Source organism: Vibrio sinaloensis (genome assembly GCF_000808535.1).
Lineage (GTDB): Bacteria > Pseudomonadota > Gammaproteobacteria > Enterobacterales > Vibrionaceae > Vibrio > Vibrio sinaloensis_D.
In genome coordinates this window covers 12,845-38,839 of the sequence record NZ_JWLV01000015.1, presented here as the reverse complement: position 1 = coordinate 38,839, position 25,995 = coordinate 12,845, and the positions used below count along the sequence as shown (strand labels likewise).

At 47.3% G+C, this 25,995-nt stretch carries 25 protein-coding genes; 17 read left to right on the top strand and 8 right to left on the bottom strand.

Annotation, left to right across the window (positions count from 1 at the left end):
• The first annotated feature begins 99 nt into the window (after positions 1 to 99).
• Positions 100 to 1,311: an argininosuccinate synthase gene (locus RJ47_RS11250; protein WP_005474198.1), complete on the top strand. Its 1,212-nt coding sequence runs from the start codon at positions 100 to 102 to the stop codon at positions 1,309 to 1,311.
• A gap of 234 nt (positions 1,312 to 1,545) precedes the next feature.
• Positions 1,546 to 3,420: an argininosuccinate lyase gene (gene argH, locus RJ47_RS11245; protein ID WP_039483848.1), complete on the top strand. Its 1,875-nt coding sequence runs from the start codon at positions 1,546 to 1,548 to the stop codon at positions 3,418 to 3,420.
• A gap of 171 nt (positions 3,421 to 3,591) precedes the next feature.
• Here argH and RJ47_RS11240 read toward each other — a convergent pair whose 3' ends face one another.
• The gene (locus RJ47_RS11240; RefSeq protein ID WP_038186727.1) at positions 3,592 to 3,846 is read right to left on the bottom strand and encodes a DUF3624 domain-containing protein; all 255 of its coding nucleotides are present in this window, start codon (positions 3,844 to 3,846) and stop codon (positions 3,592 to 3,594) included.
• Positions 3,847 to 3,913: 67 nt separating this feature from the next.
• Here RJ47_RS11240 and RJ47_RS11235 point away from each other — a divergent pair, with 67 nt between their 5' ends.
• Positions 3,914 to 4,261, top strand: coding sequence for a RidA family protein (locus RJ47_RS11235; RefSeq protein WP_039483847.1), 348 nt, complete (start codon positions 3,914 to 3,916; stop codon positions 4,259 to 4,261).
• A 60-nt stretch (positions 4,262 to 4,321) separates the two neighbouring features.
• Here the strand turns inward: RJ47_RS11235 and RJ47_RS11230 are convergent, their stop codons facing one another.
• Complete coding sequence (locus RJ47_RS11230) at positions 4,322 to 5,779, bottom strand: dihydrolipoyl dehydrogenase (protein WP_039483844.1); 1,458 nt, start codon at positions 5,777 to 5,779, stop codon at positions 4,322 to 4,324.
• Positions 5,780 to 5,946: 167 nt separating this feature from the next.
• Positions 5,947 to 6,675, bottom strand: a complete 729-nt coding sequence (locus RJ47_RS11225) for a redoxin family protein (protein ID WP_005474181.1) — start codon at positions 6,673 to 6,675, stop codon at positions 5,947 to 5,949.
• A 168-nt stretch (positions 6,676 to 6,843) separates the two neighbouring features.
• On the opposite strand from RJ47_RS11225, the gene oxyR reads away from it, so the two are divergent.
• On the top strand, positions 6,844 to 7,743 hold the full coding sequence (gene oxyR / locus RJ47_RS11220) for a DNA-binding transcriptional regulator OxyR (protein WP_005474154.1): 900 nt from the start codon (positions 6,844 to 6,846) through the stop codon (positions 7,741 to 7,743).
• Positions 7,744 to 7,858: 115 nt separating this feature from the next.
• Here oxyR and RJ47_RS11215 read toward each other — a convergent pair whose 3' ends face one another.
• On the bottom strand, positions 7,859 to 10,402 hold the full coding sequence (locus tag RJ47_RS11215; protein WP_039483842.1) for a penicillin-binding protein 1A: 2,544 nt from the start codon (positions 10,400 to 10,402) through the stop codon (positions 7,859 to 7,861).
• Positions 10,403 to 10,540: 138 nt separating this feature from the next.
• On the opposite strand from RJ47_RS11215, the gene pilM reads away from it, so the two are divergent.
• The 12 genes from pilM (at position 10,541) to trpS (ending at position 21,834) form a co-directional block, all read left to right on the top strand.
• Positions 10,541 to 11,536 carry a type IV pilus assembly protein PilM gene (pilM, locus tag RJ47_RS11210; RefSeq protein WP_038141211.1) on the top strand — a complete coding sequence of 332 codons (996 nt, stop codon included), beginning with the start codon at positions 10,541 to 10,543 and terminating at the stop codon, positions 11,534 to 11,536.
• Positions 11,526 to 12,113 (top strand): PilN domain-containing protein, encoded by a 588-nt coding sequence (locus tag RJ47_RS11205; RefSeq protein WP_005474158.1) that lies wholly within the window; start codon positions 11,526 to 11,528, stop codon positions 12,111 to 12,113. The genes pilM and RJ47_RS11205 overlap by 11 nt, the downstream gene beginning before the upstream one ends.
• The gene (locus RJ47_RS11200; protein ID WP_005474200.1) at positions 12,106 to 12,696 is read left to right on the top strand and encodes a type 4a pilus biogenesis protein PilO; all 591 of its coding nucleotides are present in this window, start codon (positions 12,106 to 12,108) and stop codon (positions 12,694 to 12,696) included. Before RJ47_RS11205 ends, RJ47_RS11200 begins: the two co-directional genes overlap by 8 nt.
• Positions 12,686 to 13,198: a pilus assembly protein PilP gene (locus RJ47_RS11195; protein ID WP_005474229.1), complete on the top strand. Its 513-nt coding sequence runs from the start codon at positions 12,686 to 12,688 to the stop codon at positions 13,196 to 13,198. The genes RJ47_RS11200 and RJ47_RS11195 overlap by 11 nt, the downstream gene beginning before the upstream one ends.
• 60 nt (positions 13,199 to 13,258) lie before the next feature.
• The gene (locus tag RJ47_RS11190; RefSeq protein WP_052237941.1) at positions 13,259 to 14,920 is read left to right on the top strand and encodes a type IV pilus secretin PilQ; all 1,662 of its coding nucleotides are present in this window, start codon (positions 13,259 to 13,261) and stop codon (positions 14,918 to 14,920) included.
• 176 nt (positions 14,921 to 15,096) lie between these two features.
• A complete protein-coding gene (gene aroK, locus RJ47_RS11185) occupies positions 15,097 to 15,615 on the top strand; it encodes a shikimate kinase AroK (RefSeq protein WP_005474150.1) in 519 nt (172 codons plus the stop codon).
• 25 nt (positions 15,616 to 15,640) lie between these two features.
• Positions 15,641 to 16,729, top strand: coding sequence for a 3-dehydroquinate synthase (aroB, locus tag RJ47_RS11180; RefSeq protein ID WP_005474138.1), 1,089 nt, complete (start codon positions 15,641 to 15,643; stop codon positions 16,727 to 16,729).
• A gap of 97 nt (positions 16,730 to 16,826) precedes the next feature.
• Entirely contained in the window at positions 16,827 to 18,311 is a 1,485-nt protein-coding gene (locus RJ47_RS11175) for an SPOR domain-containing protein (RefSeq protein WP_039483829.1), read from the top strand.
• 67 nt (positions 18,312 to 18,378) lie between these two features.
• A complete protein-coding gene (locus RJ47_RS11170) occupies positions 18,379 to 19,206 on the top strand; it encodes a Dam family site-specific DNA-(adenine-N6)-methyltransferase (protein WP_005474179.1) in 828 nt (275 codons plus the stop codon).
• A 105-nt stretch (positions 19,207 to 19,311) separates the two neighbouring features.
• On the top strand, positions 19,312 to 19,983 hold the full coding sequence (rpe, locus tag RJ47_RS11165) for a ribulose-phosphate 3-epimerase (RefSeq protein WP_038141224.1): 672 nt from the start codon (positions 19,312 to 19,314) through the stop codon (positions 19,981 to 19,983).
• A gap of 4 nt (positions 19,984 to 19,987) precedes the next feature.
• Positions 19,988 to 20,668 carry a phosphoglycolate phosphatase gene (locus tag RJ47_RS11160; protein WP_039483827.1) on the top strand — a complete coding sequence of 227 codons (681 nt, stop codon included), beginning with the start codon at positions 19,988 to 19,990 and terminating at the stop codon, positions 20,666 to 20,668.
• Positions 20,669 to 20,796: 128 nt separating this feature from the next.
• On the top strand, positions 20,797 to 21,834 hold the full coding sequence (gene trpS / locus RJ47_RS11155) for a tryptophan--tRNA ligase (protein WP_038217584.1): 1,038 nt from the start codon (positions 20,797 to 20,799) through the stop codon (positions 21,832 to 21,834).
• A 62-nt stretch (positions 21,835 to 21,896) separates the two neighbouring features.
• Here the strand turns inward: trpS and trmL are convergent, their stop codons facing one another.
• The 4 genes from trmL to RJ47_RS11135 form a co-directional block, all read right to left on the bottom strand.
• Positions 21,897 to 22,373, bottom strand: coding sequence for a tRNA (uridine(34)/cytosine(34)/5-carboxymethylaminomethyluridine(34)-2'-O)-methyltransferase TrmL (trmL, locus tag RJ47_RS11150; RefSeq protein ID WP_006881329.1), 477 nt, complete (start codon positions 22,371 to 22,373; stop codon positions 21,897 to 21,899).
• Between the two features lie 96 nt (positions 22,374 to 22,469).
• Positions 22,470 to 23,087: a superoxide dismutase gene (locus tag RJ47_RS11145; protein WP_039483824.1), complete on the bottom strand. Its 618-nt coding sequence runs from the start codon at positions 23,085 to 23,087 to the stop codon at positions 22,470 to 22,472.
• Between the two features lie 73 nt (positions 23,088 to 23,160).
• On the bottom strand, positions 23,161 to 24,546 hold the full coding sequence (gene cpxA / locus RJ47_RS11140; protein ID WP_039483822.1) for an envelope stress sensor histidine kinase CpxA: 1,386 nt from the start codon (positions 24,544 to 24,546) through the stop codon (positions 23,161 to 23,163).
• Positions 24,546 to 25,241: a response regulator gene (locus tag RJ47_RS11135; protein WP_039483820.1), complete on the bottom strand. Its 696-nt coding sequence runs from the start codon at positions 25,239 to 25,241 to the stop codon at positions 24,546 to 24,548. The genes cpxA and RJ47_RS11135 overlap by 1 nt, the downstream gene beginning before the upstream one ends.
• Positions 25,242 to 25,428: 187 nt before the next feature.
• On the opposite strand from RJ47_RS11135, the gene RJ47_RS11130 reads away from it, so the two are divergent.
• Entirely contained in the window at positions 25,429 to 25,932 is a 504-nt protein-coding gene (locus RJ47_RS11130; RefSeq protein WP_038141240.1) for a CpxP family protein, read from the top strand.
• The last annotated feature ends 63 nt before the right edge of the window (positions 25,933 to 25,995 follow it).

Sequence of the window (25,995 nt, the reverse complement as noted above, 5' to 3'; positions counted from 1 at the left end):
ATTAGCCTTAACGCAAATGCGGTAAGGCAAACAGAATAACTAGGAAGTAACCCGTAGCACTGACCGCCAAGCGCAGCGCCGGGATTTGGAGAAAAGAAAATGAGCAAAGTTCAAGTTAATAAAGTTGTTGTCGCATACTCTGGCGGTCTGGATACATCGGTCATCATCCCTTGGCTGAAAGAGAACTACGATTGTGAAGTAGTAGCCTTTGTTGCCGATGTTGGTCAGGGCGAAGAAGAGCTTGCTGGCATTGAAGAAAAAGCGAAAGCCTCTGGCGCCTCTGAATGTTACATCGCTGACCTAAAAGAAGAGATGGTCGCGGACTACATTTATCCAACACTGAAAACAGGCGCCTACTACGAAGGGAAATACCTACTTGGTACCTCAATGGCTCGTCCAATCATCGCTAAAGCTCAGGTTGAAGTTGCACGCAAAGTGGGCGCTGATGCCCTATGTCATGGCTGTACGGGTAAAGGTAACGACCAAGTCCGCTTCGAAGGTGCTTTTGCGGCACTTGCACCAGACCTACACGTTATCGCACCTTGGCGTGAATGGGACCTAGTGAGCCGTGAAGAGTGTCTCGACTATTTGGCTGAACGTAATATTCCTTGTACTGCATCGTTAACGAAAATTTATTCACGTGACGCAAACGCATGGCATATCTCTACAGAAGGTGGCGTACTAGAAGATACATGGAATGCACCAAACGAAGATTGCTGGGCTTGGACTGTGGATCCAGAACAAGCTCCCAACGAAGCTGAGTACGTATCGCTAAAAGTAGAAAAAGGTGAAGTCGTTGGAGTTGATGGTGAGCAGATGACGCCATACAACGCACTGGTTTACTTAAACGAGAAAGGGGCGAAACACGGTATTGGTCGTATTGATATCGTTGAAAACCGTTTAGTGGGGATGAAGTCTCGCGGCTGTTACGAAACGCCAGGAGGCACCATCATGATGGAAGCCCTACGTGCCGTTGAACAGCTTGTTTTGGATAAAACGTCCTTTGAGTTCCGTGAAGAGTTGGGCGTCAAAGCTTCTCATCTTGTTTATGATGGTCGTTGGTTCACGCCACTGTGTAAATCTATCCTAGCGGCGTCAGAAGAGTTGGCGCAAGATGTGAACGGTGAAGTGGTTGTGAAGCTATACAAAGGCCAAGCAACCGTGACTCAGAAGCGTTCTGACAACAGCTTGTACTGTGAAGAGTTTGCTACCTTTGGTGAAGATGAAGTGTATGACCAAAGTCACGCAGAAGGCTTCATCCGCCTCTACTCGCTCTCGAGCCGTATCAGAGCTCTGAAAAATCAGAAGTAACGCTTCCCACTGATTGATACAAGCCCACTTGGACGCCAAGTGGGCTTTTTCTTTCTTTGGATATTAATTAAGCTGTCATGAATAAATATGTAAAAATAATGAATTAATACTTTATTTTTAGTTTGATTTGCCGTAACTTTGAACCATCATAAAATACTGAAGATAATTCAGAGTCTTTTTTAGCAATACAGCTACTAGCACAAATAGTGAGCACTGGTAATCAGGAGAAACGCGATGGCATTATGGGGCGGAAGATTTACCCAAGCGGCAGATACGAGATTTAAAGATTTTAATGACTCATTGCGCTTTGATTACCGACTAGCTGAGCAAGATATTGTCGGCTCTATTGCTTGGTCCAAGGCTTTGCTTTCCGTTAACGTCTTAACAGAAGAAGAGCAGCAGAAGCTTGAGTTAGCTTTGAATGAACTCAAGCTTGAAGTGATGGAAGATCCGAATCAGATCCTTCGTTCAGATGCGGAAGATATTCACTCTTGGGTTGAACAGCAACTGATCAGCAAAGTGGGTGATTTAGGTAAAAAGCTCCACACAGGGCGTTCGCGTAATGATCAAGTGGCGACCGATCTCAAGCTCTGGTGTCGTCAGCAAGGTCAGCAATTGCTTATGGCGCTTGATCGTTTGCAATCGCAAATGGTATCCGTGGCGAAAGTACACCAAGACACAGTGCTCCCTGGCTATACGCACTTGCAACGTGCTCAACCGGTCACGTTTGCGCATTGGTGTTTGGCTTATGTTGAGATGTTTGAGCGTGATTACTCTCGTCTAAATGATGCCATTCATCGTCTTGACACTTGCCCACTTGGTTCTGGCGCATTGGCTGGTACCGCATACCCAATGGATCGTGAAGAGCTTGCACATAGTTTAGGCTTCCGCCGTGCAACACGTAACTCGCTTGATTCAGTTTCGGACCGTGATCATGTGATGGAACTGATGTCGATTGCGTCGATCTCCATGCTGCACCTTTCGCGTCTTGCTGAAGATATGATTTTCTACAATTCGGGTGAGTCGAACTTCATCGAACTGGCTGATACCGTCACGTCTGGTTCGTCATTGATGCCACAGAAGAAAAACCCAGATGCCCTTGAGCTGATTCGTGGTAAGACCGGTCGCGTCTACGGAGCCCTAGCTGGAATGATGATGACAGTGAAGGCGCTGCCGCTCGCATACAACAAAGATATGCAGGAAGACAAAGAGGGCTTATTTGACGCACTCGATACATGGAATGACTGTATGGAAATGGCTGCGCTCTGTTTTGACGGTATTAAAGTCAATGGTGAGCGTACGCTAGAGGCGGCGAAACAAGGTTACGCGAACGCGACTGAACTGGCTGACTACCTTGTAGCGAAAGGAATTCCATTCCGTGAGGCGCACCATATTGTTGGGGTTGCGGTTGTCGGAGCGATTGCTAAAGGCTGCGCACTAGAAGAGCTCTCCATCGCTGAACTGAAAGAGTTTTCAGAGGTGATTGAAGAGGATGTGTACGACATCTTAACCATTGAATCTTGTCTCGAGAAGCGCAGTGCATTGGGAGGGGTCTCTCCAAAACAAGTCGCACATGCGGTTGAGCAAGCGGAATCGCGTTTAACTCAACGTGACACTTCGACAGTCAAAGTACGCCCTGCACGTTTAACCGACATTGAAGCGCTTGAAGGTATGGTGACGCATTGGGCGAACATGGGAGAAAACTTGCCACGCTCTCGTAATGAGTTGGTGCGCGACATTGGTTCATTTGCGGTTGCGGAGCATCACGGTGAAGTGACAGGTTGTGCCTCTTTATACGTGTACGATTCAGGCTTAGCCGAAGTACGTTCACTGGGTGTCGAAGCGGGCTGGCAAGGTCAGGGACAAGGCAGTGCGATTGTGCAGTATTTGGTAGAAAAAGCCCGCCAGATGGCGATCAAAAAAGTCTTTGTGCTGACTCGTACGCCAGAATTCTTTATGAAGCAAAACTTCCTACCGACCTCGAAGTCACTATTGCCGGAAAAAGTGCTCAAAGATTGCGAGCAGTGTCCACGTCAACATGCGTGTGATGAAGTCGCATTAGAAGTTAACTTAGTCGAGAAATCCATTGCTCGTGCCAATGTGGCATAAGAGTATGAATTGGAAGGTTTTTGAAGAAAGATCAAAAAAGATCGATCAATTTGGGAACCTTTTATAAAAAGCTGGGTCTATTAAAGTACCACTGCTTTTTCTTAGACGAATCTAAGAGAGCCCCAAGGACAGATTGTCCTTGGGGCTTTTTTTATCCGATCTCAAATTCGTCTACCGTTTGTTTTTATTGCGCTCCTGCCAAGGAATGATCACAAAGCGCATCCATAGGTGAAGGGCGAGAAGTGCATTGAATGCAAAGCCCGCCATAAGTAGCGCGATGGACTCAATACTTTTTGGGTTGTCTTTGAACAAAAACCACCAGACGATCCAGCATAAAACAGATAGCACGGTAAGTTGATCCATGCAGCGTTTACAGCGGCCAATCTTTTGCCAGAACCAGTTATCTTTGCAGTAAGGGCATGTCATGAGGATACGAATTTAGGTAACATAGCGTGTTACTAGAATATCGTAAATGAATGAGAAAGTGAGAAAAATGATCGAGCGCCAACACACGAAACAACGTATGAGCCGAATTGTGAAGCACAATGGCACCATCTATCTATGTGGTCAGGTGTGCGCTGATGCAACACAAGGTATTACCGAGCAAACGCAGACTATGCTCGATAAAGTCGAGCAACTATTGATTGAAGCGGGCAGCGATAAAGAACACATGTTGTCGGCGACCATTTACCTCAAAGACATGCAAGATTTCAAAGCGATGAATGCTGTTTGGGATGCGTGGGTACCAGAGGGGCATGCACCAGCGCGAGCTTGTGTGACGGGTGATATGGCGCGTGAGGCTTTATTGGTTGAGATCTCAGTGATTGCCGCAGAAAAATAATTTCTTCTTACGCTAAAGACAAAAACGAGCCACTTGGCTCGTTTTTTCTTTTTAGTCGGATTAACAACCAGGACCACAATCTAGGCAGTGTTTGATCATCTCTGGGCCAAGATGCAGTTTCGCGTTGAGATCGCGTAAGGCTGTTCGAACGCCTTCTTCGATAACAGGGTGATAGAAAGGCATATCCAACATTTCAGACACCGTCATTCGGTTTTGATGTGCCCAAGCAAGCAAGTGAGCGAGATGCTCGGCATTGGGTCCTATCATTTCTGCGCCAAGGAAACGTCCAGTACCTTGTTCGCCATAGACATGCAAGATACCTTTGTTGCGTAGCATGACTCGCGAGCGGCCTTGGTTCTCAAAAGAAACTTCACCCGTCGCAAAACAGCCACAATTGCCTACACGTGTTGTTAACTGCTTATAGGTTTCACCGACCATCGCAATTTGTGGATCAGAGAAGACCGCTGAAATCGGAGAGCGACGCAGTCCCGCTCGAATATCTGGAAAACGACCTGCATTGTCGCCCGCGATACGACCTTGATCTGCGGCTTCGTGAAGCAATGGAATTTGGTTACTTGCGTCACCTGCAATAAAAATGCTTTCTACTGACGTTTGAAGGGTGTAGTGATCAGCGGTCGGCACACCGCGTTCATCTAACTCAATGTTGGTGTTTTCAATCGCTAGCTTATCGATATTCGGTCTACGTCCAGTGGCAGCCAAGACGTAATCGACGATAAAACTCTCAAGTTCACCATCGTGATTGATAAACTGAATTTCAACTTTGTCTTCGCTTTCAATACGTTTCATGCTCTCGACTTTCACGTCCGCATCTAAGTAGAACTCTTGTTTGAACGCTTGATCGGCGTACGCCATAACCTCTGGGTCTGTGAGCGGGCCTACTTGACCTCCCAAGCCAAACAACTTCACGTTGACTCCCAAGCGGTGCAGCGCTTGACCAAGCTCAAGGCCAATAACACCTGGGCCAAATACCGCCACTGATTCAGGTAGGTCATCCCAGTCAAACACATCATCATTGATCACGAGTCGATCACCCAGTTCGTTCCACACGGCTGGATATGCGGGGCGAGAACCCGTCGCAATTACGATTCGCTTAGCGTTAACCTGAGTGTGGTCATCCACCATGAGCGTATTGTCATCGAGGAAAGTCGCGTAGCCTTGGATCTTATCCTGAGCGGGTATTTCATCAACGCCTTCAAGCACAAAGCCAACGAAGCGGTCACGTTCGCGTTTCACACGATCCATTACTTCTCGTCCGTTGATGGTGATATCACCTTGCGGGTAAACGCCAAATCCTGGAGCCTTTTCGATTTGGTGAACGCTTTCCGCTGCTGCGATAAGCAGCTTTGAAGGCATGCAACCCACGCGAGCACATGTGGTGCCATATGGACCACCTTCAATCATCACAACACTGTCCGTGTGTGCTTTGGCCGCGCGGTATGCACCAAGACCTGCTGTACCACCACCAATAATGGCAACATCAACGTTTAACTGTTTCATAACGGTTCTCGCTTTTCTAGCCAAGCCAGTGTGGGGCTTGGGAAGGTAATTGGGGTCAATCCTGATACGTTGTTGGACTGGTTTAAGACAACCAAGTATCAAGACTCAAGGAAGTGAGTAGGGTGTCCCCCGAGCCAGGTTAGCATCGGGAGACTGAGGGCATTGAGTTAGCCTAGGAACGCTTCTAGTTCTTCACTACCACCGATGTGTTTACCACCGATGAAGACTTGAGGAACGGTTGAGCGACCTGTTACAGCACGCAAGCTCACTGTGGTTGCATCTTTGCCAAGAATCACTTCTTCATATTGAAGACCGTGGTCAATCAGATTTTGTTTCGCTTTCATACAGAAAGGACAACCTGGCTTAGTAAATACCGTAATAGACTCTTGCGTTTTGTAATCTGGAGCGATGTAGTTCAGCATGGTATCGGCATCTGATACTTTGAACGGGTCGCCCGGCTCGTTTGGCTCGATAAACATTTTTTCAACCACGCCATTTTTCACGAGCATGCTGTAGCGCCATGAGCGTTTACCAAAGCCCAAATCATTTTTGTCGACTAGCATGCCCATACCCTCGGTAAAATCGCCGTTGCCGTCAGGAATGAAAGTGATGTTTTCGGCTTCTTGATCGGCTTTCCATGCATTCATCACGAAGGTGTCATTGACCGACAGACATAAGATTTCATCCACGCCGTGCTCCTTAAATACAGGGAACAACTCGTTGTAACGCGGCAGGTGGCTTGAAGAACACGTTGGTGTAAAAGCACCGGGTAAACTAAACACAATAACGGTTTTGTCTTTGAACAGATCGTCTGTTGTCACGTTAACCCATGCGTCACCTTGACGGGTTGGGAAAGTAACTTGTGGAACGCTTTGACCTTCTTTCGATACGAACATATGAGTTTCCTTGATGATTTATATAAAATTTTCAGTGAGTCTTATCAGTGTGTTCACTGTGCTCTGTTTTGATGGGGTTATTATTAAAGAAATTCTTTGATAGCTCTAATCGTTTAATGCTATGGTTTTGATAGATTCTTTCTATCTACTTTGTGGGGGCAACCAACAATGAATATTCGCGACTTTGAGTACTTAGTAGCTTTAGCTGAACACAAACACTTCCGCAAGGCAGCTGAAGCGTGTTTTGTGAGTCAGCCAACGTTGAGTGGTCAAATTCGAAAACTCGAAGATGAGTTGGGGACCGCACTGTTAGAACGGAGCAGTCGCCGTGTCCTATTTACCGATGCAGGGTTGCAATTGGTCGACCAAGCTAAACGTATTTTGTCGGAAGTGAAAACGTTTAAAGATATGGCCAGTGGGCAAGCGGGTGAAATGGTGGGTCCTATGCACATCGGTTTTATTCCGACGGTTGGACCTTATTTGTTGCCAAGAATTGTCCCTATGATGAAAGAGCAGTTTCCACAGCTTGAACTTTTTCTTCATGAAGCGCAGACGCATCAGTTGGTTAGGCAGCTAGAAGATGGAAAACTGGATTGCCTTGTGCTGGCCTCTGTCGCAGAAACAGCGCCCTTTAAAGAAATCGAAGTCTTCAATGAGGCAATGAGTGTTGCGGTGCCTTGCGATCATGAATGGGCGGCATTGGATGAGGTCGATATGCTTGAGCTCAATGGGCGCACGGTGTTAGCGCTCGGAGATGGTCACTGCTTGCGTGATCAGGCTTTGGGGTTCTGTTTCGCTGCTGGGGCAAAAGATGATGAGCGCTTTAAAGCGACGAGCCTAGAGACCTTACGCAATATGGTTGCAGCGGGAGCGGGGATTACGTTATTGCCCGAGCTCTCTTTGCCGAAAGAGAAACAAAAGGATGGAGTTTGCTACGTTCGTGCCATAAATCCTGTACCGTCACGCAGTATTGTTCTGGTGTATCGACCGGGCTCACCGCTTCGAACTCGTTTTGAGCAACTAGCGAACGCAATCAAAGAGCAACTGGCGAGTATTGAGTCTAATTAGTCTGTGTGTCGCGGAGATTTAGATTGCGGCTGGTCACCTTAGGTTGCGCCGTATGACAGTATTAAGGCAATAAAAAAGAGGCTGATGGGTTACATCAGCCTCTTTGGTTCATCACTTAGAAGAGCTCTTCACTGCCATCGTCTGACGTATAAATACTGTCTGTGATTTGGTTTGTCACATACTCTGTTGGTTCAGTGCCTTCCAAAAAGTATTCAAACATCGCGCTGCCATCAAACTTGTTGGTCAGCAGGCCTGTGTCGCGATCAATACGCACGCGAACAATGTTTGGTGGGATAGATTTGTCGACCTGAGGCACACCCTCTAGTGCATCGTGCATGAAATCTACCCAAGCAGGTTGCGCTGTTTTTGCGCCTGCTTCTGCTCCAGACGCTTGGTCTTTGCCAAGGTTACTGTTGGGTGTCGTGCGCCCCAGTTTTCGGTTGTGATCATCAAACCCGACCCAGGCTACAGCAACCATGCCCGGACCGTAACCATTGTACCAAGCATCTTTGGAATCGTTGGTGGTACCGGTTTTACCGCCGATATCACGACGTTCCAGCTTCTGAGCTCGCCAGCCTGTACCATTCCAGCCAGTTCCTTCGCGCCAATTACCACCACCCCAAACATTACTGTACATCATCTCTCGTACTAGGAATGCGGTCTGCTCCGAGATGACTTGAGGTGCGTACTGAGGTTCAGTGTTTTCGTCAAGCGGCGTATTTTCGAGGGCAACATCTTGCTCTTGAAACTCGTTTTGCTCAGTGAGAGTCTCTTCGGCGTCGCAATTATCGCGACAGATGGTTTTTGGTGTCGCTTCAAACTCTAAATCGCCAAATGGGCCTTCTACACGGCTGATGTAGAAAGGTTCAACGTAGTAGCCGCCATTGGCAAATACTGAATAACCTTGCGCCATTTTCATCGGTGTTAAGCTACCCGCTCCGAGAGCGATCGTTTCTGAGCGTGGCACCTGATCGATATCGAAGCCAAAACGCGTCAAGTATTGGCGAGTTTCATCCAATCCTACTTCACGCAGTACACGAACCGCCATTACGTTCTTTGACTGAGCAAGGCCGATGCGCAGGCGTGTTGGACCAACGTAAGTCGGAGGCGAGTTCTTAGGGCGCCAAGCGGTACCTTGGCTTTGATCCCACTGGTTGATTGGCGCATCGTTAATCAAGGTTGCCAATGTTAATCCTTTATCAATCGCTGCCGAATAGATGAAAGGTTTGATACTTGAGCCTACTTGACGTACCGACTGAGTTGCGCGGTTGAACTTGTTATGGATAAAGTTGAAGCCCCCGACCAATGCAAGCACGGCACCATTTTCTGGGTTCATTGCTGTAAACGCGGTATTCGCATTTGGTACTTGGCTTAGTTCCCACGTTGAGGTTGGTTGCTCGCTTTCGTCCACAGCTGCGACTTGGCGCACCCAAATCTGTTCGCCAACGGCCAAAACGTCGGCTGCGGATTTTGGTGCTGCTCCTTGGCGATCATCGGTTAGAAACTTACGCGCCCATTTAATGCCATCCCAGTTAAGCGTTTGACTACCTTCATTCTTAATCACAACGGTTGCTTGCTTACCATTCACCTTAGTGACTACCGCAGGAGTGATGTCACCATAGCTTGGCACACTACGTAGAGTTTTGTTGATCTCGTCTTCATCAAAAGCAGGTTGCTCCGGTTTCCACAACACTTTTTCAGCGCCGCGGTAGCCATGACGCATGTCATAGTCAATCAGGTTATTGATTGCGGCTTTGTTCGCCGCAGCTTGGAGCTTGGAATCTACTGTGGTGTAGATGTTCATCCCAGACGTATACGCTTCTTCTTCACCGTAGCGAGCTACCATCCATGCGCGAGCGAGTTCAGCCACGTAAGGGGCACTCAGCTCGATTTCTGCGCCGTGATAACGGGAAACAATCTCTTCAGCGCGAGCTTGGTCGTACTCTTCTTGAGTAATGTACTTCTCATCGAGCATACGCAGTAAAACCACGTTACGACGGTTGGTAGCGCGATCAACAGAATAAATAGGGTTCATGGTTGACGGTGCTTTTGGCATGCCAGCCAGAGTGGCAATTTCACTCAGCGTTAAATCTTTAAGATCTTTACCAAAATACGTTTGTGCAGCGGCGCCAAAGCCGTACGAACGGTAACCCAAGAAGATCTTGTTGACGTAAAGCTCCATGATCTCTTGCTTGCTCAGCAACTGTTCAATATGGATGGCGATAAAGATTTCTTTAATCTTACGCATGATCTTCTTCTCATTGGAGAGGAAGAAGTTTCGCGCAAGCTGCTGGGTTATGGTACTTGCCCCTTGCTTTGCCGACCCCGACATTGCAACGACAACCGCTGCACGCGTGATGCCAATTGGGTCGATCCCTGGGTGATCATAAAAGCGGCTATCTTCAGTCGCGATTAGGGCTTCGATTAGGTGTTGAGGAATCTCGTCATAGCTAACTGGTATGCGACGTTTTTCACCAAACTGAGAGATCAGTTTGCCGTCTTGACTGAACACCTGCATGGGTGTTTGCAGCTTTACGTCTTTTAAAGTCGCTACATCGGGTAGCTCTGGTTTGACATAGAAATAGAAGCCGAAAATTGTACCGACTCCAAGAATCATGCAAACCAGTGAAAAAATGAACAATCGCTTTATGAACTTCACCGGAGAATCCCTGATTAATTAGGTTCACTATATGCAAACCATTGTACTTTAAGCTAAAACCTTAGCTCGTCTGGTTAGTGTGCGGTAAGAAACCATCAATTTACGAACATAGAGCTAAGCAACAGCATGGAGCAAAGCATGGGTAAATCTCTAGTCATCGGCGTTGATATTGGCCACCACAGTATAAAAGCGGTAGCTCTCAAGCCCTCAAAAGGCACGTTTACACTCGTGAGTTACCAAGAGTTGCCAATCGAAGCCGACATTTTCACTGATAACCACATGTTAAATTATCAGAAAATTGTAAAGAAACTCAAAGAACTAAGGAAGTCCCTACCGCTATTTAGTCGCAAAGTTGCGTTGGCAATACCAGACAATGCTGTAATAAGTAAGGTTTTACAGATAGATAGCGCATTAGACGCGCAGGAAAGAGAGTACGCGATTTTCCAAGCGTTTGCTCATCAGTCGCCATTTCCTATCGAAGAGCTCAATCTTGACTTCGTTGAAGTGAACCGAGCGAGTGCATCACAAGCTTTGGCCAGCTATCAAGTGTATGCCACCAAACGTGATGTCGCTGAAAGCCGAGTTCAGGCCGCGACAAAAGCTGGCTATCAACCCGTATTACTCGATGTGCAAACGCACAGCCTGGTCCATATTTGGCAAATGGCATCAAGAATGCAGCACAAGTTTGATTGGTTGCTGGTGGACGTTGGCTTGAGCCAAACCTCGGTGTGTATGGACTTGCAAGATAAGGCGCCTTTTTGCAAAGAGATTGCTTTAGGGACGCAACTGATTGAAAACGATCATCAATTGGAGCACCTAGTCCACGGGAGTACAGAGCGTTTTATTTTTGCTCTGGTCGATAAGTTGCAGCGCAACATTCAAATGCTCACTTCGGTTCATGGTGTTTCGGTGCAAGGAATCTGGCTTGCGGGCGGAGGCGCCGTCACGCCGATGTTGGCAGAAGAAATCGCTAGGCGGCTGAACACCGAGTGTGAGCTGTTCAACCCGTTGGCGCTATTTGAGCGGCAAAACAACAAGAAATCCGCCAGTTATTCGACAGGCCATGCGTACGCAACAGCTGCAGGTTTGGCGTTAAGAGGCCTGGATTGGTTGGAGCAAGATCATGCTGCATAGTGTCAATTTAATTCCATGGCGTGATCAACTACGCGACCGTCACAAACACCGATTCGTTGGCTTGCTTTTAATTGGCGTCCTTGTTGCCGTAGCCGCTCAGTGGGGGGCGGCAAGCTACCTTCAACGCCAAACCCAAGCACAGCAGTCTCGCTTGAATTACCTCAACGCCTACATTTCCCAACTTGATAAGCAGATTGATGCCTTAAAAGAAGTAGAGCAGGAGCATAAGGCGTTGTTAACGCGACTTGCAGTGGTCGAGAAGCTACAAAATCAGCGTAATAAAACCACTGACTTTATGAATACATTGCCGCAACTCATCCCTGAAGGTGTCTATGTCGACAAGGTGAAAATGAATGGCTTGCAGGTGCGTGTATCAGGGATCAGCGATACCACTTCTCGTTTGGCAACCATGCTCGATAACTTAGAGAGCTCCACCCACATTCGAAACGTAGAGATGCACTCCATCGTGCATGACACCCCGCGGTTCAATAAGAAATTTCAAAGCTTTAATGTCTCCTTCTCCTTTGTTGCTAGTGCACCAAATAAACAGAATGTAGAGGTAAGCAGCAATGGCTAGTTACAACGAGTTAGACATAGAAGAGTTGGCAGAATGGCCCTTGCTCCCTCAACTGGTTGTCATACTCCTAATCGCGGGTTTGATTCAGGCGGCAGGCTATTGGTTTTATCTGCAACCGCAAATGGAGCAGATCGAACAACTTCGTCAACAAGAGGTGACCTTAAAATCCACGGCGACCATCAAAGCCAATAAAGTCGCTACTCTGCCCAAGCTCCAAGCTCAGTTAGATGAGCTGTCGGAGCGTTACGATTATCTATCACGTCAGTTGCCAGTCCAAAAAGAACTCGCTTCCATGTTGGCATCGGTTAACGAAGAAGGGTTAAAAAATTCGCTCACATTTACGCGAATTGATTGGGGGCAAAAACAGAATCAAGAGTTCCTTTATCGCTTGCCTCTCAACATAGAACTTACTGGCCACTACCACAGCATCGGAGACTTCAGTCAAGCGATTGCCGAGCTGCCGCGCATCATCAATTTTGACGATATTGATTGGCAGCGCGTTAGTCAGGAGAGCAGCACGCTGCATTTTCGCGTTCGAGCTTACACCTATCAATTTAAGCCGGAGGTAGAAGATGAAAAATAAGTTGGCGTTATTAGGCTTATCTCTGTTTCTGCTTGGCTGCCAAGCGAATGAGGAGTCTCTCGACGAGTTTGTCGCGCAAGTTGAACGTAAAGCAAGACAAGATGTGGTGGACTTAAAGCCCGTGTTCGATTTTCAAATCTCCGCCTATCAATCACATAACCAGCGCGAGCCTTTTGTATTGCCTCAAGCGGCGCTTGTCCTCAATCAGCCTCTAGCGAAGGCAGACTGTTGGCAACCTGCACAGCGGAGAAAAACCGGACAGCTTGAACGTTTCCCGCTCAGCAAACTGCGCCTTAAAGGTGTCATGGGCAGTGGAGGGAGAGTCTCGGCCTTGGTTCAAACTCCTGAAGGCAATGTAGTGAAAGTGAGCTCTGGGCAATACATCGGATTGAACAATGGCAAAGTCACACACGTGGCAGATGACTATCTAAAAATAAATGAGACCCTTCCAGATGGATTAGGTTGTTGGAATAAACGTAGCGTAAAGTTGGCGCTCAAGTAGGAATTACGGTTAGAGATGAAAGGATTAAGAAACCCATTAAGTTACCTCCTTCAGGGCGCTATGGTTATTTGTGCGCTGGTGCTATTGCCGACCAGTTATGCTCAGCAGGCTATGAATCAATTAAATTCGATAGACTTTCGGGTTGATTCGCAGCAAAACGGCAAAATAGTGGTCGAACTGGCCACGCCTCACATCGCTGTCGATATTCATAAAGCGCAAGAAGGTCTGAGTATTGAACTGATGGACACGAGCGTTTCCGACGACAAGCTTTACGTATTGGATGTGAAAGACTTCGCTACCAATGTGTCGTCGATAGAGGTGTTCCGTAAAGAAGAGCGTGTCATTTTGCTGACCAGTGTCGATGGTGATTATGGCTACGATTACCATTTGACGGGTAACTATCTCGAAGTGGTCGTCACTCAGCCCAAGGTAGAAACAAAACCTCAAGAGAAAAGTATTCTTGAAAAAAGTGGCAAAAAAATATCGATTAATTTTCAAGATATCCCAGTTCGTAACGTGCTTCAGCTTATCGCGGACTACAACGACTTTAACTTAGTCGTATCAGATTCGGTTCAAGGCAATTTAACGCTTCGTCTTGATGGTGTGCCTTGGCAACAAGTGCTGGATATTATCCTTCAGGTGAAAGGCTTAGATAAGCGTATTGACGGCAATGTGGTTCTGGTTGCACCTAAGGCTGAGCTAGATTTGCGTGAACAGCAGATGCTGGAAAAGTCACGCCTAGAAGAAGAGTTGGGTGATTTGAGCTCAGAGATAATCAAAATTAAATTTGCCAAAGCTTCGGAAATTGCAGAAATGATCGGCGGGCAGGGAGCCGCCAGTATGCTCTCTGAGCGCGGCTCTTTAACTGTGGATGAACGCACTAATGCGCTTTTGATTCGTGATTTGAAAGAGAATATTGACGTTATTCGCGACATTATCGACACCCTCGACATTCCTGTAAAACAGGTTCAAATCGAAGCGCGCATTGTCAGTGTCAACGAAGGTAACTTAGATGAGCTAGGTGTCCGTTGGGGCTTTACTTCTACGAACGGAAACAACACGGTGGGCGGCTCTATTGAGAGTAACCTGTTCCAAGCAGGGTTGCTTGAAGGGGACAACTTGCCAGTGGATGACTTCTTAAATGTAAACCTAGGTGCCACGTCAGCGACTGCGTCATCGATAGCGTTTCAAGTGGCAAAATTAGGCTCAGATCTGTTGTTAGACTTGGAGCTCTCAGCCTTGCAACGTGAGTCAAAAGCCGAAGTGATCTCAAGTCCGCGCCTGATTACCACAAACAAAAAGCCTGCCTACATTGAACAGGGTACAGAAATTCCCTATTTGGAGTCTTCGTCAAGTGGTGCGACTACGGTGACATTTAAGAAAGCGGTGCTCAGTTTAAAAGTTACGCCGCAGATCACCCCTGACAACCGTCTGGTTCTGGATTTAAATGTTACTCAAGATAGGCCTGGTGACGTAGTCAAAACCGGAACGGGTGAAGCGGTGGCGATCAATACCCAGCGCATTGGTACCCAAGTGTTGGTAGAGAATGGCGAGACGGTCGTACTAGGGGGCATTTTCCAGCACAGTGTTACCGATACGGTGGATAAGGTGCCTCTGCTTGGTGATTTACCGCTTTTGGGGGCGTTGTTTAGACGTTCTTATCAACAAATGGGCAAAAGTGAGCTGCTTATTTTTGTTACGCCGAAAGTCGTGATTCAGTAAGAAATGGTGACTTTGAAAAAATAAATTTGCATTAGTGGCACCATATCTAGATAATTTCGGGTCTTATCACGAATTATCTGTGAGGAATCGGTGCCACAAGCATCTTCATCGCTAGTTATAGACTGGCATTTCTTGTGGCGATGTCATTGAATTAACGTTGTAAATTACTGCTAAACATGGCTGAGAAACGCAATATTTTCCTTGTTGGCCCAATGGGTGCCGGCAAAAGCACAATCGGTAGACACCTAGCTCAACAACTTCATATGGAGTTTGTTGATTCTGATACCGTTATTGAAGAACGTACAGGCGCAGATATCGCTTGGGTATTTGACGTAGAAGGTGAAGAAGGCTTCCGTGATCGCGAGGAAAAAGTGATTAACGACCTTACCGAAGAGCAAGGCATTGTTCTTGCGACAGGTGGTGGTTCAATCAAGAGCAAAGAAAACCGCAATCGTCTTTCTGCTCGCGGGATCGTGGTTTACCTAGAAACAACGATTGAAAAACAGCTTGCTCGCACTAACCGCGACAAGAAGCGCCCATTATTACAAACTGATAATCCACGTGAAGTGTTGGAAGCCCTAGCAGGTGAACGTAACCCACTTTACGAAGAAATTGCGGATTACACAGTACGTACAGACGATCAAAGTGCAAAAGTGGTAGCCAACCAGATCGTAAAAATGCTAGAAGAACGTTAAGACTTTTAGCAATTGGAGAATACCCATGGAACGGATTACGGTCAGCTTAGGCGAACGTAGCTATCCAATCTCAATTGGTGCCGGATTGTTTAATAATCCGGCCCACCTTTCTTTCTTAGCGCAGAAACAAAAAGTGGTAGTGATTTCTAATGTCACTGTAGCGCCACTTTATGCCGACAAAATCCTCTCTTTACTTGACCAACTTGGTTGTGAATCCTCGCTATTGGAACTGCCAGACGGTGAGCAATACAAATCACTAGAGACCTTCAATACCGTAATGAGTTACTTGCTAGAAGGGAACTTCGCTCGTGATGTGGTGGTGATTGCGTTAGGTGGCGGTGTGATTGGCGATTTAGTCGGATTTTCAGCCGCTTGTTACCAGCGTGGCGTTGATTTTATTCAGATCCCAACCACGCTTCTGTCACAAGTGGACTCCTCGGTTGGCGGAAAAACTGCAGTCAACCACCCACTAGGTAAAAACATGATTGGTGCTTTTTACCAACCTAAAGCGGTGGTGATCGACACCGATTGTTTGAAAACACTCCCTGAACGTGAGTTTGCGGCGGGTATCGCTGAAGTCATCAAGTACGGCATTATCTACGATCAGGACTTTTTTGTTTGGTTAGAAGAAAACCTAGACAAGCTGTACGCTCTCGATGAAACCGCACTGACTTACGCAATCGCACGCTGTTGTGAGATTAAGGCAGAGGTTGTGGCTCAAGACGAAAAAGAGTCAGGCATTCGTGCATTGCTGAACTTAGGGCATACCTTTGGCCACGCGATTGAGGCGGAACTTGGGTACGGCAACTGGCTTCATGGCGAGGCGGTCTCATCTGGCACTGTCATGGCGGCAAAAACGGCCCAGCTTCATGGGCTTATCTCTGAAGCGCAAGTTGAGCGAATTGTCTCTATACTTAAAAAAGCAAAACTTCCTGTACACACTCCAGAGCAAATGACGTTTGACGATTTTATGCGTCATATGATGCGCGATAAAAAAGTGTTGGCGGGTGAGCTTCGATTGGTGTTACCAACAAGCATTGGTACAGCAGACGTTGTAAAAGGTGTACCTGAAGCCATTATCAAGCAAGCAATTGATTTTGGCCGCGATATTTAATCTTACCTTGGTGTGATACCAGCCCAGAAAACAGCTCAACAATTCGTTGTATAAGCCGCTGAGTTGGTATCTTTGAGTATTATCTTTAGGGTGGCGGATGAACATGGCGCATGACTCGCATGTGTTGGAGTTAGACTCTCAAGTCGAATTGCTTGAGAGACTGCAGTTGTTGACTAACTTTGGTTCTAACTTAGTGACGATCGCTGGTGATAACGGCGCGGGTAAAACTTGGCTCGCTCAGCGTTATCTTGAAGCGTGGGCATTAGAGAAGAATCAAGCCTTGCTGCTGTGTTTTCCGAATCAAGATGATGAACAACGTCGTATGACGGTATTGTCGCAGTTGGTGTCGGAGCCGCTTTTTAATCCCTCAGACTCTTTGGTGGAATCTTTCGTCAGAATGATGGAAGGGGAAGCATGTGACATTGTTATCACCATTGATGATGCGCATTTGCTCAGTGAGTCGTTCATTTCAGAGCTATGGATGTTGGTTCTGGAATCTCAGCAAAACCCACTTTGGACCGTTAATGTCTTGTTGTTTGCGCAGTCAAACACACTGGATGCATTGCTCACGCGTCTAAGTTATGGGCAAGAACACAAACCCATTGATCTCGAAATCGATGCCCTTTCCGAGTCGGAAGCGGATCGATTTTTTGAGCAATTGGTGGTTAGATATGTCGAAGATGACATGGAGAAGCGAGTACGCAATGCGTATCGTACAGTGGCTCGCCGTCCTGGCGAAATAATGGCATTAGGGGATCACAAAGTGGAAAAAAGGATCATTATCCGTTCGATTATCGGCTCGCCCATCAATATCGCCTTAGTGGTGGTGACTCTTCTGCTACTTGTTGGGGCTGGCTACTGGTGGATGATGTCTCAGCCTTCACCAAACGATAAGATGCAGCAGATCACGCAGTCTGTTGAACAAACCGTGATACCGACGCTGCCCGATGCCACTTCTAGCGCAGAATCAACCGAATCTAACTCAGCAATCATTACCCCAGATCCTGTGGTTGACCCTATGCTGGCAAGCGCCGAAGATGACTCGCAATCTTTGCCGCCAGCCGTGACAAGCGAAGTGACAAGTGTCGGCAGCAGTGATGATGGGCATCAACGCGTGGTGATTACCTCAGAAGTGGTTGATGCCCTGCTCGATGATAAACCAGAAACGGTGGATACTTCCGCGATTGACCAAGTGGTTGAGGCGTCGATTCCGGAAGATGAAACACCAGAGCCTGAAAGTGGATCTGAGCCAGAAGTCGCACCGCAACCCGTCGTGAACTTTTCTTTTACCAAAGAGGAGCTGAAAGCATTTTCACCACGCAGCTACACCTTGCAATTGGCAGCAGTGACTGATTTAGCTGATGTACAAGCATTCCTCGACACCTATCAACTCAAACAGAACGTTTATATCTATCCAACTGTCCGCAATGATGTGGAATGGTTCATTGTCACCTACGATAACTTCCCGACCATCCAAGTCGCTCGAGACGGCGTGGCAGAACTCTCCGATGAGTTACAACAGCTTGAACCTTGGGCAAAATCACTGAGTCAGGTTCATAGAGAGATTGAACGCGGAAAATAGTCTGAGATTCGACGCAAAATATGTTACATTCCGCAGCCTCGATTTTGGTTGATAGATAGAGCAGTAGATGAAGAAGCAACGTGCCTTCCTGAAATGGGCGGGTGGAAAATACGGACTTGTCGAAGATATCCAGCGTCACTTGCCAGAGGCTCGTAAGCTGGTGGAGCCGTTCGTTGGTGCTGGTTCTGTATTCCTAAACACGGACTATGAACAATATCTGCTGGCGGATATCAATCCAGATTTGATCAACTTATACAACCTGCTCAAAGACGACCCGCAGACGTATATCTCTGAAGCCAAGCGTTGGTTTTGTCCAGAGAACAACCGAAAAGAGGCGTATCTGCATATTCGTGAGCAGTTTAACGCGACAGATGACGTGATGTATCGCTCGCTCGCCTTCTTGTACATGAACCGTTTTGGTTTTAATGGCTTGTGCCGTTACAACAAAAAAGGCGGCTTTAATGTCCCATTCGGTTCTTATAAAAAGCCTTATTTCCCAGAAGCTGAACTCGAATTTTTTGCTGAGAAAGCTAAGAAAGCGACGTTCGTATGCGAAGGCTATCATGACACCTTCAAACGAGCGCGCAAAGGCAGCGTGGTCTATTGCGATCCACCGTATGCCCCCCTTTCGACAACTGCAAACTTTACCTCTTACGCAGGCAATGGTTTTACCCTTGATGATCAAGCCGCATTGGCAGATGTCGCGGAGCGCGCAGCCACAGAGCGTAGTATTCCTGTTCTGATTTCCAACCACGATACAACGCTAACCCGACGCCTCTATCATGGTGCGGAGCTGAATGTGGTTAAAGTGAAACGTACCATCAGTCGCAATGGTGCGGGGCGTAACAAGGTTGACGAGCTTCTTGCTTTATTCCGCCCTGTTTCAGGCAAATAATCACATTTCATTACGCTTCCCTATCTTCTGACCTTTAGCTTAGGTAGAATTGCGCGCAAAGTTTCTTCAGTGTGCAATGATGCCAATTACTACTAGAGGTCAGGTATGAAAGATTTCCTTATCGCTCCATCGATTTTGTCTGCGGATATGGCTCGTCTTGGTGAAGACGTAGAGAAAGTGCTCGCAGCTGGTGCTGATGTGGTTCACTTTGACGTAATGGATAACCACTACGTACCTAACTTGACTTTTGGTGCCCCGATTTGTCAGGCACTGCGTGATTATGGGATTACCGCACCTATCGATGTGCATCTTATGGTGAAGCCAGTTGACCGCATTATCCCTGATTTCGCGAAAGCAGGCGCGTCAATGATCACCTTCCATATCGAAGCGTCTGAGCATGTTGACCGCACGCTTCAGTTGATCAAAGAGCACGGCTGTAAAGCAGGTGTGGTTCTAAACCCAGCAACACCACTTTCTCATCTTGAGTACATTATCGATAAAGTCGACATGATTTTGTTGATGTCGGTGAACCCAGGTTTTGGCGGCCAATCTTTCATTCCTAAAACACTCGATAAGCTGCGTGCCGTTCGTAAGATGATTGACGAATCGGGTCGTGATATTCGCCTTGAAATCGATGGTGGTGTGAAAGTAGAAAACATCAAAGAGATCGCGGAAGCGGGCGCAGATATGTTTGTTGCAGGCTCTGCAATCTTCAACCAGCCAGACTACAAAGAAGTGATTGACCAGATGCGCGCTGAGCTAGCAAAGGTTAACTAATTCAATGAGCAACATAAAATTAATCGCATTTGATTTGGACGGAACGCTGCTTGATAGCGTTCCAGATCTGGCTGTCGCGGCAGACCAAGCGGTACAAGCACTGGGTTACCCAGCAGTAACGGAAGCGCAAGTCCGTGACTACGTCGGCAATGGTGCAGACGTACTCATTGGTCGTTCGTTAAGTCGTAGCCTAACGGTATCACCAGATTTGTCTTCTGAGCTATTGGCTAAGGCTCGAGTGTTATTTGATGATTACTACGAAAAGAGCGGTCACAAACTGAGCCACCTCTACCCAGCAGTAAAAGAGACCTTAGCCGAGCTGCACAAAGCGGGCTTCACTATGGCGCTTGTAACCAACAAGCCATCGAAGTTTGTCCCTGAAGTATTAGCCAAGCATGGCATAGACAAGTACTTTGTCGATGTGATTGGTGGAGATACTTTCCCTGAGAAGAAGCCAAATCCAATGGCGTTGAACTGGTTACTTGAGAAACACAATTGTCAGCCGCAAGAGATGCTGATGGTGGGCGACTCTAGTAACGACATCAAAGCGGCGAAAAATGCGGGCTGCCACTCATTTGGTTTGACGTACGGTTATAACCACGGTGAGCCTATTGCGGCATCGAATCCAGATTTTGTCGCCGACACCATCGCAGAATTGGTCGAAGCGGTCGCTGTTTCCGCGTAACGGCGACAAAAGATCTTCCAAAATACTCATCAATGAGTACACTGAGTAAACCGTGTCACTGGGTGGTAGACCCTGAATCGACACGGTTTTTCATTTATTTAGATTAAGAAGTCAAAGGAACTATTCCCATGAGCAAACCCATTGTATTGAGTGGTGTTCAACCATCAGGTGAACTAAGTATCGGTAACTACTTGGGTGCTCTACGTCAATGGCAGCAAATGCAAGACGATTACGATTGCCAATACTGTGTGGTAGACCTTCACGCAATTACGGTTCGCCAAGACCCGAAAGCGCTGCATGAAGCGACCCTCGACGCATTAGCAATCTGTCTCGCCGTTGGTGTTGATCCGAAAAAGAGCACGCTATTTGTTCAGTCACATGTACCAGAGCATGCTCAACTTGGTTGGCTTCTTAACTGTTACACCCAAATGGGTGAGCTGAGCCGCATGACTCAGTTTAAAGATAAGTCAGCACGTTACTCGAAAGACAGCTCTAGCCAGTTTGGTGATGTAAACGTTGGTCTGTTTGATTATCCTGTACTCATGGCTGCGGATATCTTGCTTTATGGCGCACACCAAGTTCCAGTTGGCAGTGACCAGAAGCAGCACTTAGAGCTAGCACGTGATGTTGCGAACCGTTTTAACAACATCTACTCGCCTGAGCAGCCAATCTTCCAAGTGCCAGAGCCGTACATTCCAACCGTGAATGCGCGTGTCATGAGCTTGCAGGATGCGACGAAGAAGATGTCTAAGTCGGATGATAACCGTAAGAACGTGATTACGCTTTTGGAAGAGCCGAAGTCGATTCTTAAGAAGATCAACAAGGCGCAAACCGACACTGAAACGCCACCGCGTATTGCCCACGATTGGGACAACAAAGCGGGTATTTCGAACCTAATGGGTCTGTACTCTGCGGCGACAGGTATGAGCTTTGAAGAAATTGAAGCGAAGTACCAAGGCGTTGAAATGTACGGTCCATTTAAGAAAGACGTTGGTGAAGCTCTGGTTGCGATGCTTGAGCCGATTCAAGCTGAATACCACCGTATTCGTGCCGACCGTGCGTACATGGATCAAGTGATGAAGCAGGGTGCAGAGAAAGCATCTGCTCGCGCTGCAGAAACGTTGAAGAAAGCGTATGAAGCGGTGGGTTTTGTAGCTCGTCCATAACCCGCGAATTCATCCGATATAAAAACGGACTCCAAGGAGTCCGTTTTTTGTCTTTGATGACTCTATTGAGCGCCTTCAAAGCCCATTTGTCGCCATGCTTCAAACGCAATAATTGCGACTGCGTTGGAGAGGTTTAAGCTCCGAGCGTCTGGCATCATCGGAATACGAATACGCTGTTCCATTGGCATGCTTTCAATGAGCTCTGCAGGTAAACCACGCGTCTCTGGGCCAAACAACAATACGTCACCTTTTTGAAAGTTTGCATCGACGTGATGACCCGTTGTTTTCGTAGTACAAGCAAAGATTCGATAGTCTCCACGCTCTTTTTCAAGGTACTCGACAAAGGCTTGATAGTCTTTATGGCGAGTGACTCTCGCGAGATCGTGGTAATCCAATCCTGCACGGCGCACCTTCTTCTCCTCTAAATCAAAACCTAATGGCTCGATCAGGTGAAGGTTAGCACCACAATTGGCACATAAGCGGATAATGTTGCCCGTATTTGGGGCGATCTCTGGCTCATAAAGGGCGATATCAAACATGTTGTTATTCTTGCACTATGGAATTTAGGTCAGAAAGTATAAGGTCACAACGAATGACCGCCAAGCCTGACATTGTGAGTATTCGTGTTTTCTCGCTTATTTACCTTGAGCAAGGGCGGCAGAATAGTTTTCGCTCACCGCATCCCAGTTCACCACATTCCACCACGCATCAATGTACTCTGGGCGGCGGTTTTGATAACTGATGTAGTAGGCGTGCTCCCATACATCTAAAGCAAGGATAGGTTCACCCTGAATATCGGCAACATCCATAAGTGGGTTATCTTGATTGGTGGTTGAGGTGACATGAAGTTCGCCCTCTTTGACGATCAACCATGCAAAACCAGAGCCGAAAGTATTAATCGCCGCCTCAGTGAACAGTTGCTGAAATTGAGCAAAGCTACCAAACTGAGCGATGATCGCATCAAGCAACTGACCGTTTGGTACGCCGCCACCATTTGGTTTCATGCAGTTCCAATAAAGTATATGGTTGTAGTAACCCCCACCATTATTGCGAATCGCAGGTGAGTGATTGGAGATTGTCGCGAAAATCTCGCTAAGGCTTGTGGACTCGAGTTCGCTGCCTTTGATTGCTGCGGTAAACTTATCAAAGTAAGTGCGGTGATGCTTGCTGTAATGCACTTCCATGGTTTTTGCATCAATATAGGGTTCTAGTGCATCGTAAGCATAAGGCAGTTCTGGAAAGGTGTGAGACATAGTAAATCCTCCATAATTGAAGGATTTACTATAAATGATAATGAGATCCATTATCAACTAGGTGTTTGTAGGGTTATTCACCGATGATTAAAGGGAGAGTGATTTCCACGCGAAGTCCGCCCAGTGGACTGCGTGTCGCAACGATGTGGCCGCTATGCTGGCGAATGGCACTTTCGGTTATTGTAAGACCAAGTCCTGTGCCGCCGCTGTGTCTATCTCGAGCGGTGGAGACGCGGTAAAACGGTCTGAAAATCGCTTCCAGTTCATGGTCAGGTACCCCCTCGCCATTGTCATCCACGGTAATGGTGATCTGCTGCTCGGACTCGGTAAATTTGATGTCGATACGATCCTGACCGTAATAGATAGCATTACGGACAATGTTGTCGAGGGCACTCATCAATAGCTTAGGTGTCCCAGAGATGATTCGGTCAGGGATTGGAGTGAAGGTGAGGCTTTTCCCCATTTGCTCCGCTTCAAACTGGGCATCCGCCAAGATGGCTTCCCATAGACTGCTCAACGGCTGCTTTTCTCGTGTTAGGTGGCTATCTGCTTGCATGCGCGACAGTTCCAATAGCTCACCAATCATCTGCTCAAGCCGCTGAGCTTCGGTATCAATTCGTGCCAGCTCTGGGCTCTCTCCTTGTTTTCTGGTTGCAAGCGCGCTGGCCATCCTTAGCCGAGTTAGTGGTGAACGCAGTTCATGTGAAATGTCAGACAGCAGGCGTTGCTGGCCCGAAATCATTTGATTCACCGCTTCGACCATTTGGTTAAAGCTCGTGCCTGCTTGGCGAAACTCACTGGTGCCTTTTTCCAGTTCTGGATCGACAATGAACTCACCTTTTGCTACCCGTTGGGCGGCTCGCTCCAACTTGCGTGCTGGCTGGCTCAATGCCCACGCCAACCAAAGCAGTAACGGTGTACTGACTAGCATAACGGCAAACAGCAGTTGGAAAGGCTTATCAAACATGCGCAGTAAAAATGGCGGTGGCTCATTCCACTTCACGCCGATGTAGAGCAGTAAGTCTTGTTTCGCCAAAGTGACGGGCAGCGGACCGGCAACCATATAGTGGCCGTACAGTTTTTGCTGCGGCTGACCAGGCACGTCGATACTAGTGATGAAGTTTTGCAGTGCGCGGTAACGAAAGTTTTTTCGGTCTTGAGTTGTCAGTATGTTGCCGTCTTGGTCGGTCACGAAAAAGCGAGGACGCGGATCTTTAGGCGAACGATTAGGTCCTTCTAGGTTAAAGAGCACCCTGGCTACGTTGTCATCTTGTGCGTATCGTTTTTCAATACTGCGCGTGATGTCTACCAAGCGGTTGTAATGGTCGGCAGGAATATCACGGGCTTTACGCGGATCAAGGTGAGGAAGCGATAAGACAGCCACCAAGACAAGAAGCATGGTGAACCAGAAAATAGCAAAAATACGACCATACAAGCTGGTGATTTTGGGTAAACGCATCAATCTTCCTCAACCAGTAAGTAGCCACGGCCTCGCAGCGTTTTTATTCTCGATTTGCCGTCACTTCGTTCAGGTAATTTTTTACGTAAGTTAGAGACGTGCATGTCGATGGCACGGTCAAAGGCAGCAAGGCGTTTCCCCAACACATCCAAACTGAGTACTTCTTTGGTGAGCGTTTCTCCTGGGTGTTGGACAAAGTGGCTGAGCAGCGCAAACTCTGTGGTGGTTAGCTCTATCAGCTGCTCTTGGCAGTAAGCCTCTTGTCTACCGGGGAAAATTTGGATGTCTTGATATTCGATGCAGTCGGTGCGTTTATCTGATTTGGTATTGGCATTCGACTGAGTTCTACGCAAAATTGCTCGCATTCTTGCCAACAGTTCTCGATCACTGAATGGTTTGGGTAGGTAGTCATCAGCGCCAAGTTCCAGTCCAATGACACGATCGATCTCTTCCCCTTTGGCTGTCAGCATCAATACCGGGGTGTCCCAGTTTTCCCTGAGTCGTTTCAGCGTTTCCATGCCATTGAGCTTAGGCATCATCACATCAAGCAAAATGAGATCAATGCTGTCATCAAGCTTTTCCAACCCTTCTTCACCATTGTTGGCTTCGGTTACGTCAAACCCTTCGAAGGTCAGCACTTCGTTTAACAAGCTCGTCAGTTCGATGTCATCGTCAATGAGTAGGATGTTTGGCATTGGGAAATCTCTTTATCTGGGGATACGCTAAGTTTACTGCGAAATGAGCAGGAGATTGAGTGCAAATTGAGCTCTTTACGCTTCTTTACGCTCGCTAAACGTTGCTTTACGTAGCATGTCGTATTCTACACTCAAGCGCTGCAGAGAAAGGCAGCTTAATCCAACAAATACAGTGAAAGGTACGATTATGAAAATGGCAAAAAAATTAGTAGTAGCGGCAGTTGTTCTTCCTCTGACTCTAGGTACTGCAAGTGCCTTCGCGTTTGGTGGCAAAGATCATAAGAAAGGTGGTCACGGTGAATGCGGCGGTGGTTTTGACCGCGGTATGATGCGCCAGCTAGATCTTACTGATGCACAAAAAGAACAACTGAAAGAGATGCGCGAAGCGGGCAAGCAAGAGATGAAAGCCAACTTTAAAGGCAATTTTTCTGAGCGTCAGGCAGAGATGCAAGCTCACCACGCAAAAGTACAGCAGTTAGTTCTGGCTGATAATTTCGACCAAGCTGCTGCGGATGAACTTGCGAAGGCGATGGTTGAGAAGCAGACCGAGCGCAAAGTGAAAATGCTAGAGAAGCAGCATCAAATGCTTAGTATTTTAACGCCGGAACAGAAAGCGAAGTTTACTGAACTGCAGCAAGAGCGAATGGGCAAATGCGCAGAGAAAATGCAAAAGCGTTTCGCAGACAAGTAATGATATTTGTGTGAATAAGCGGCCAGATGGTCGCTTTTTTTATGCCATTTTTATTCAACATGT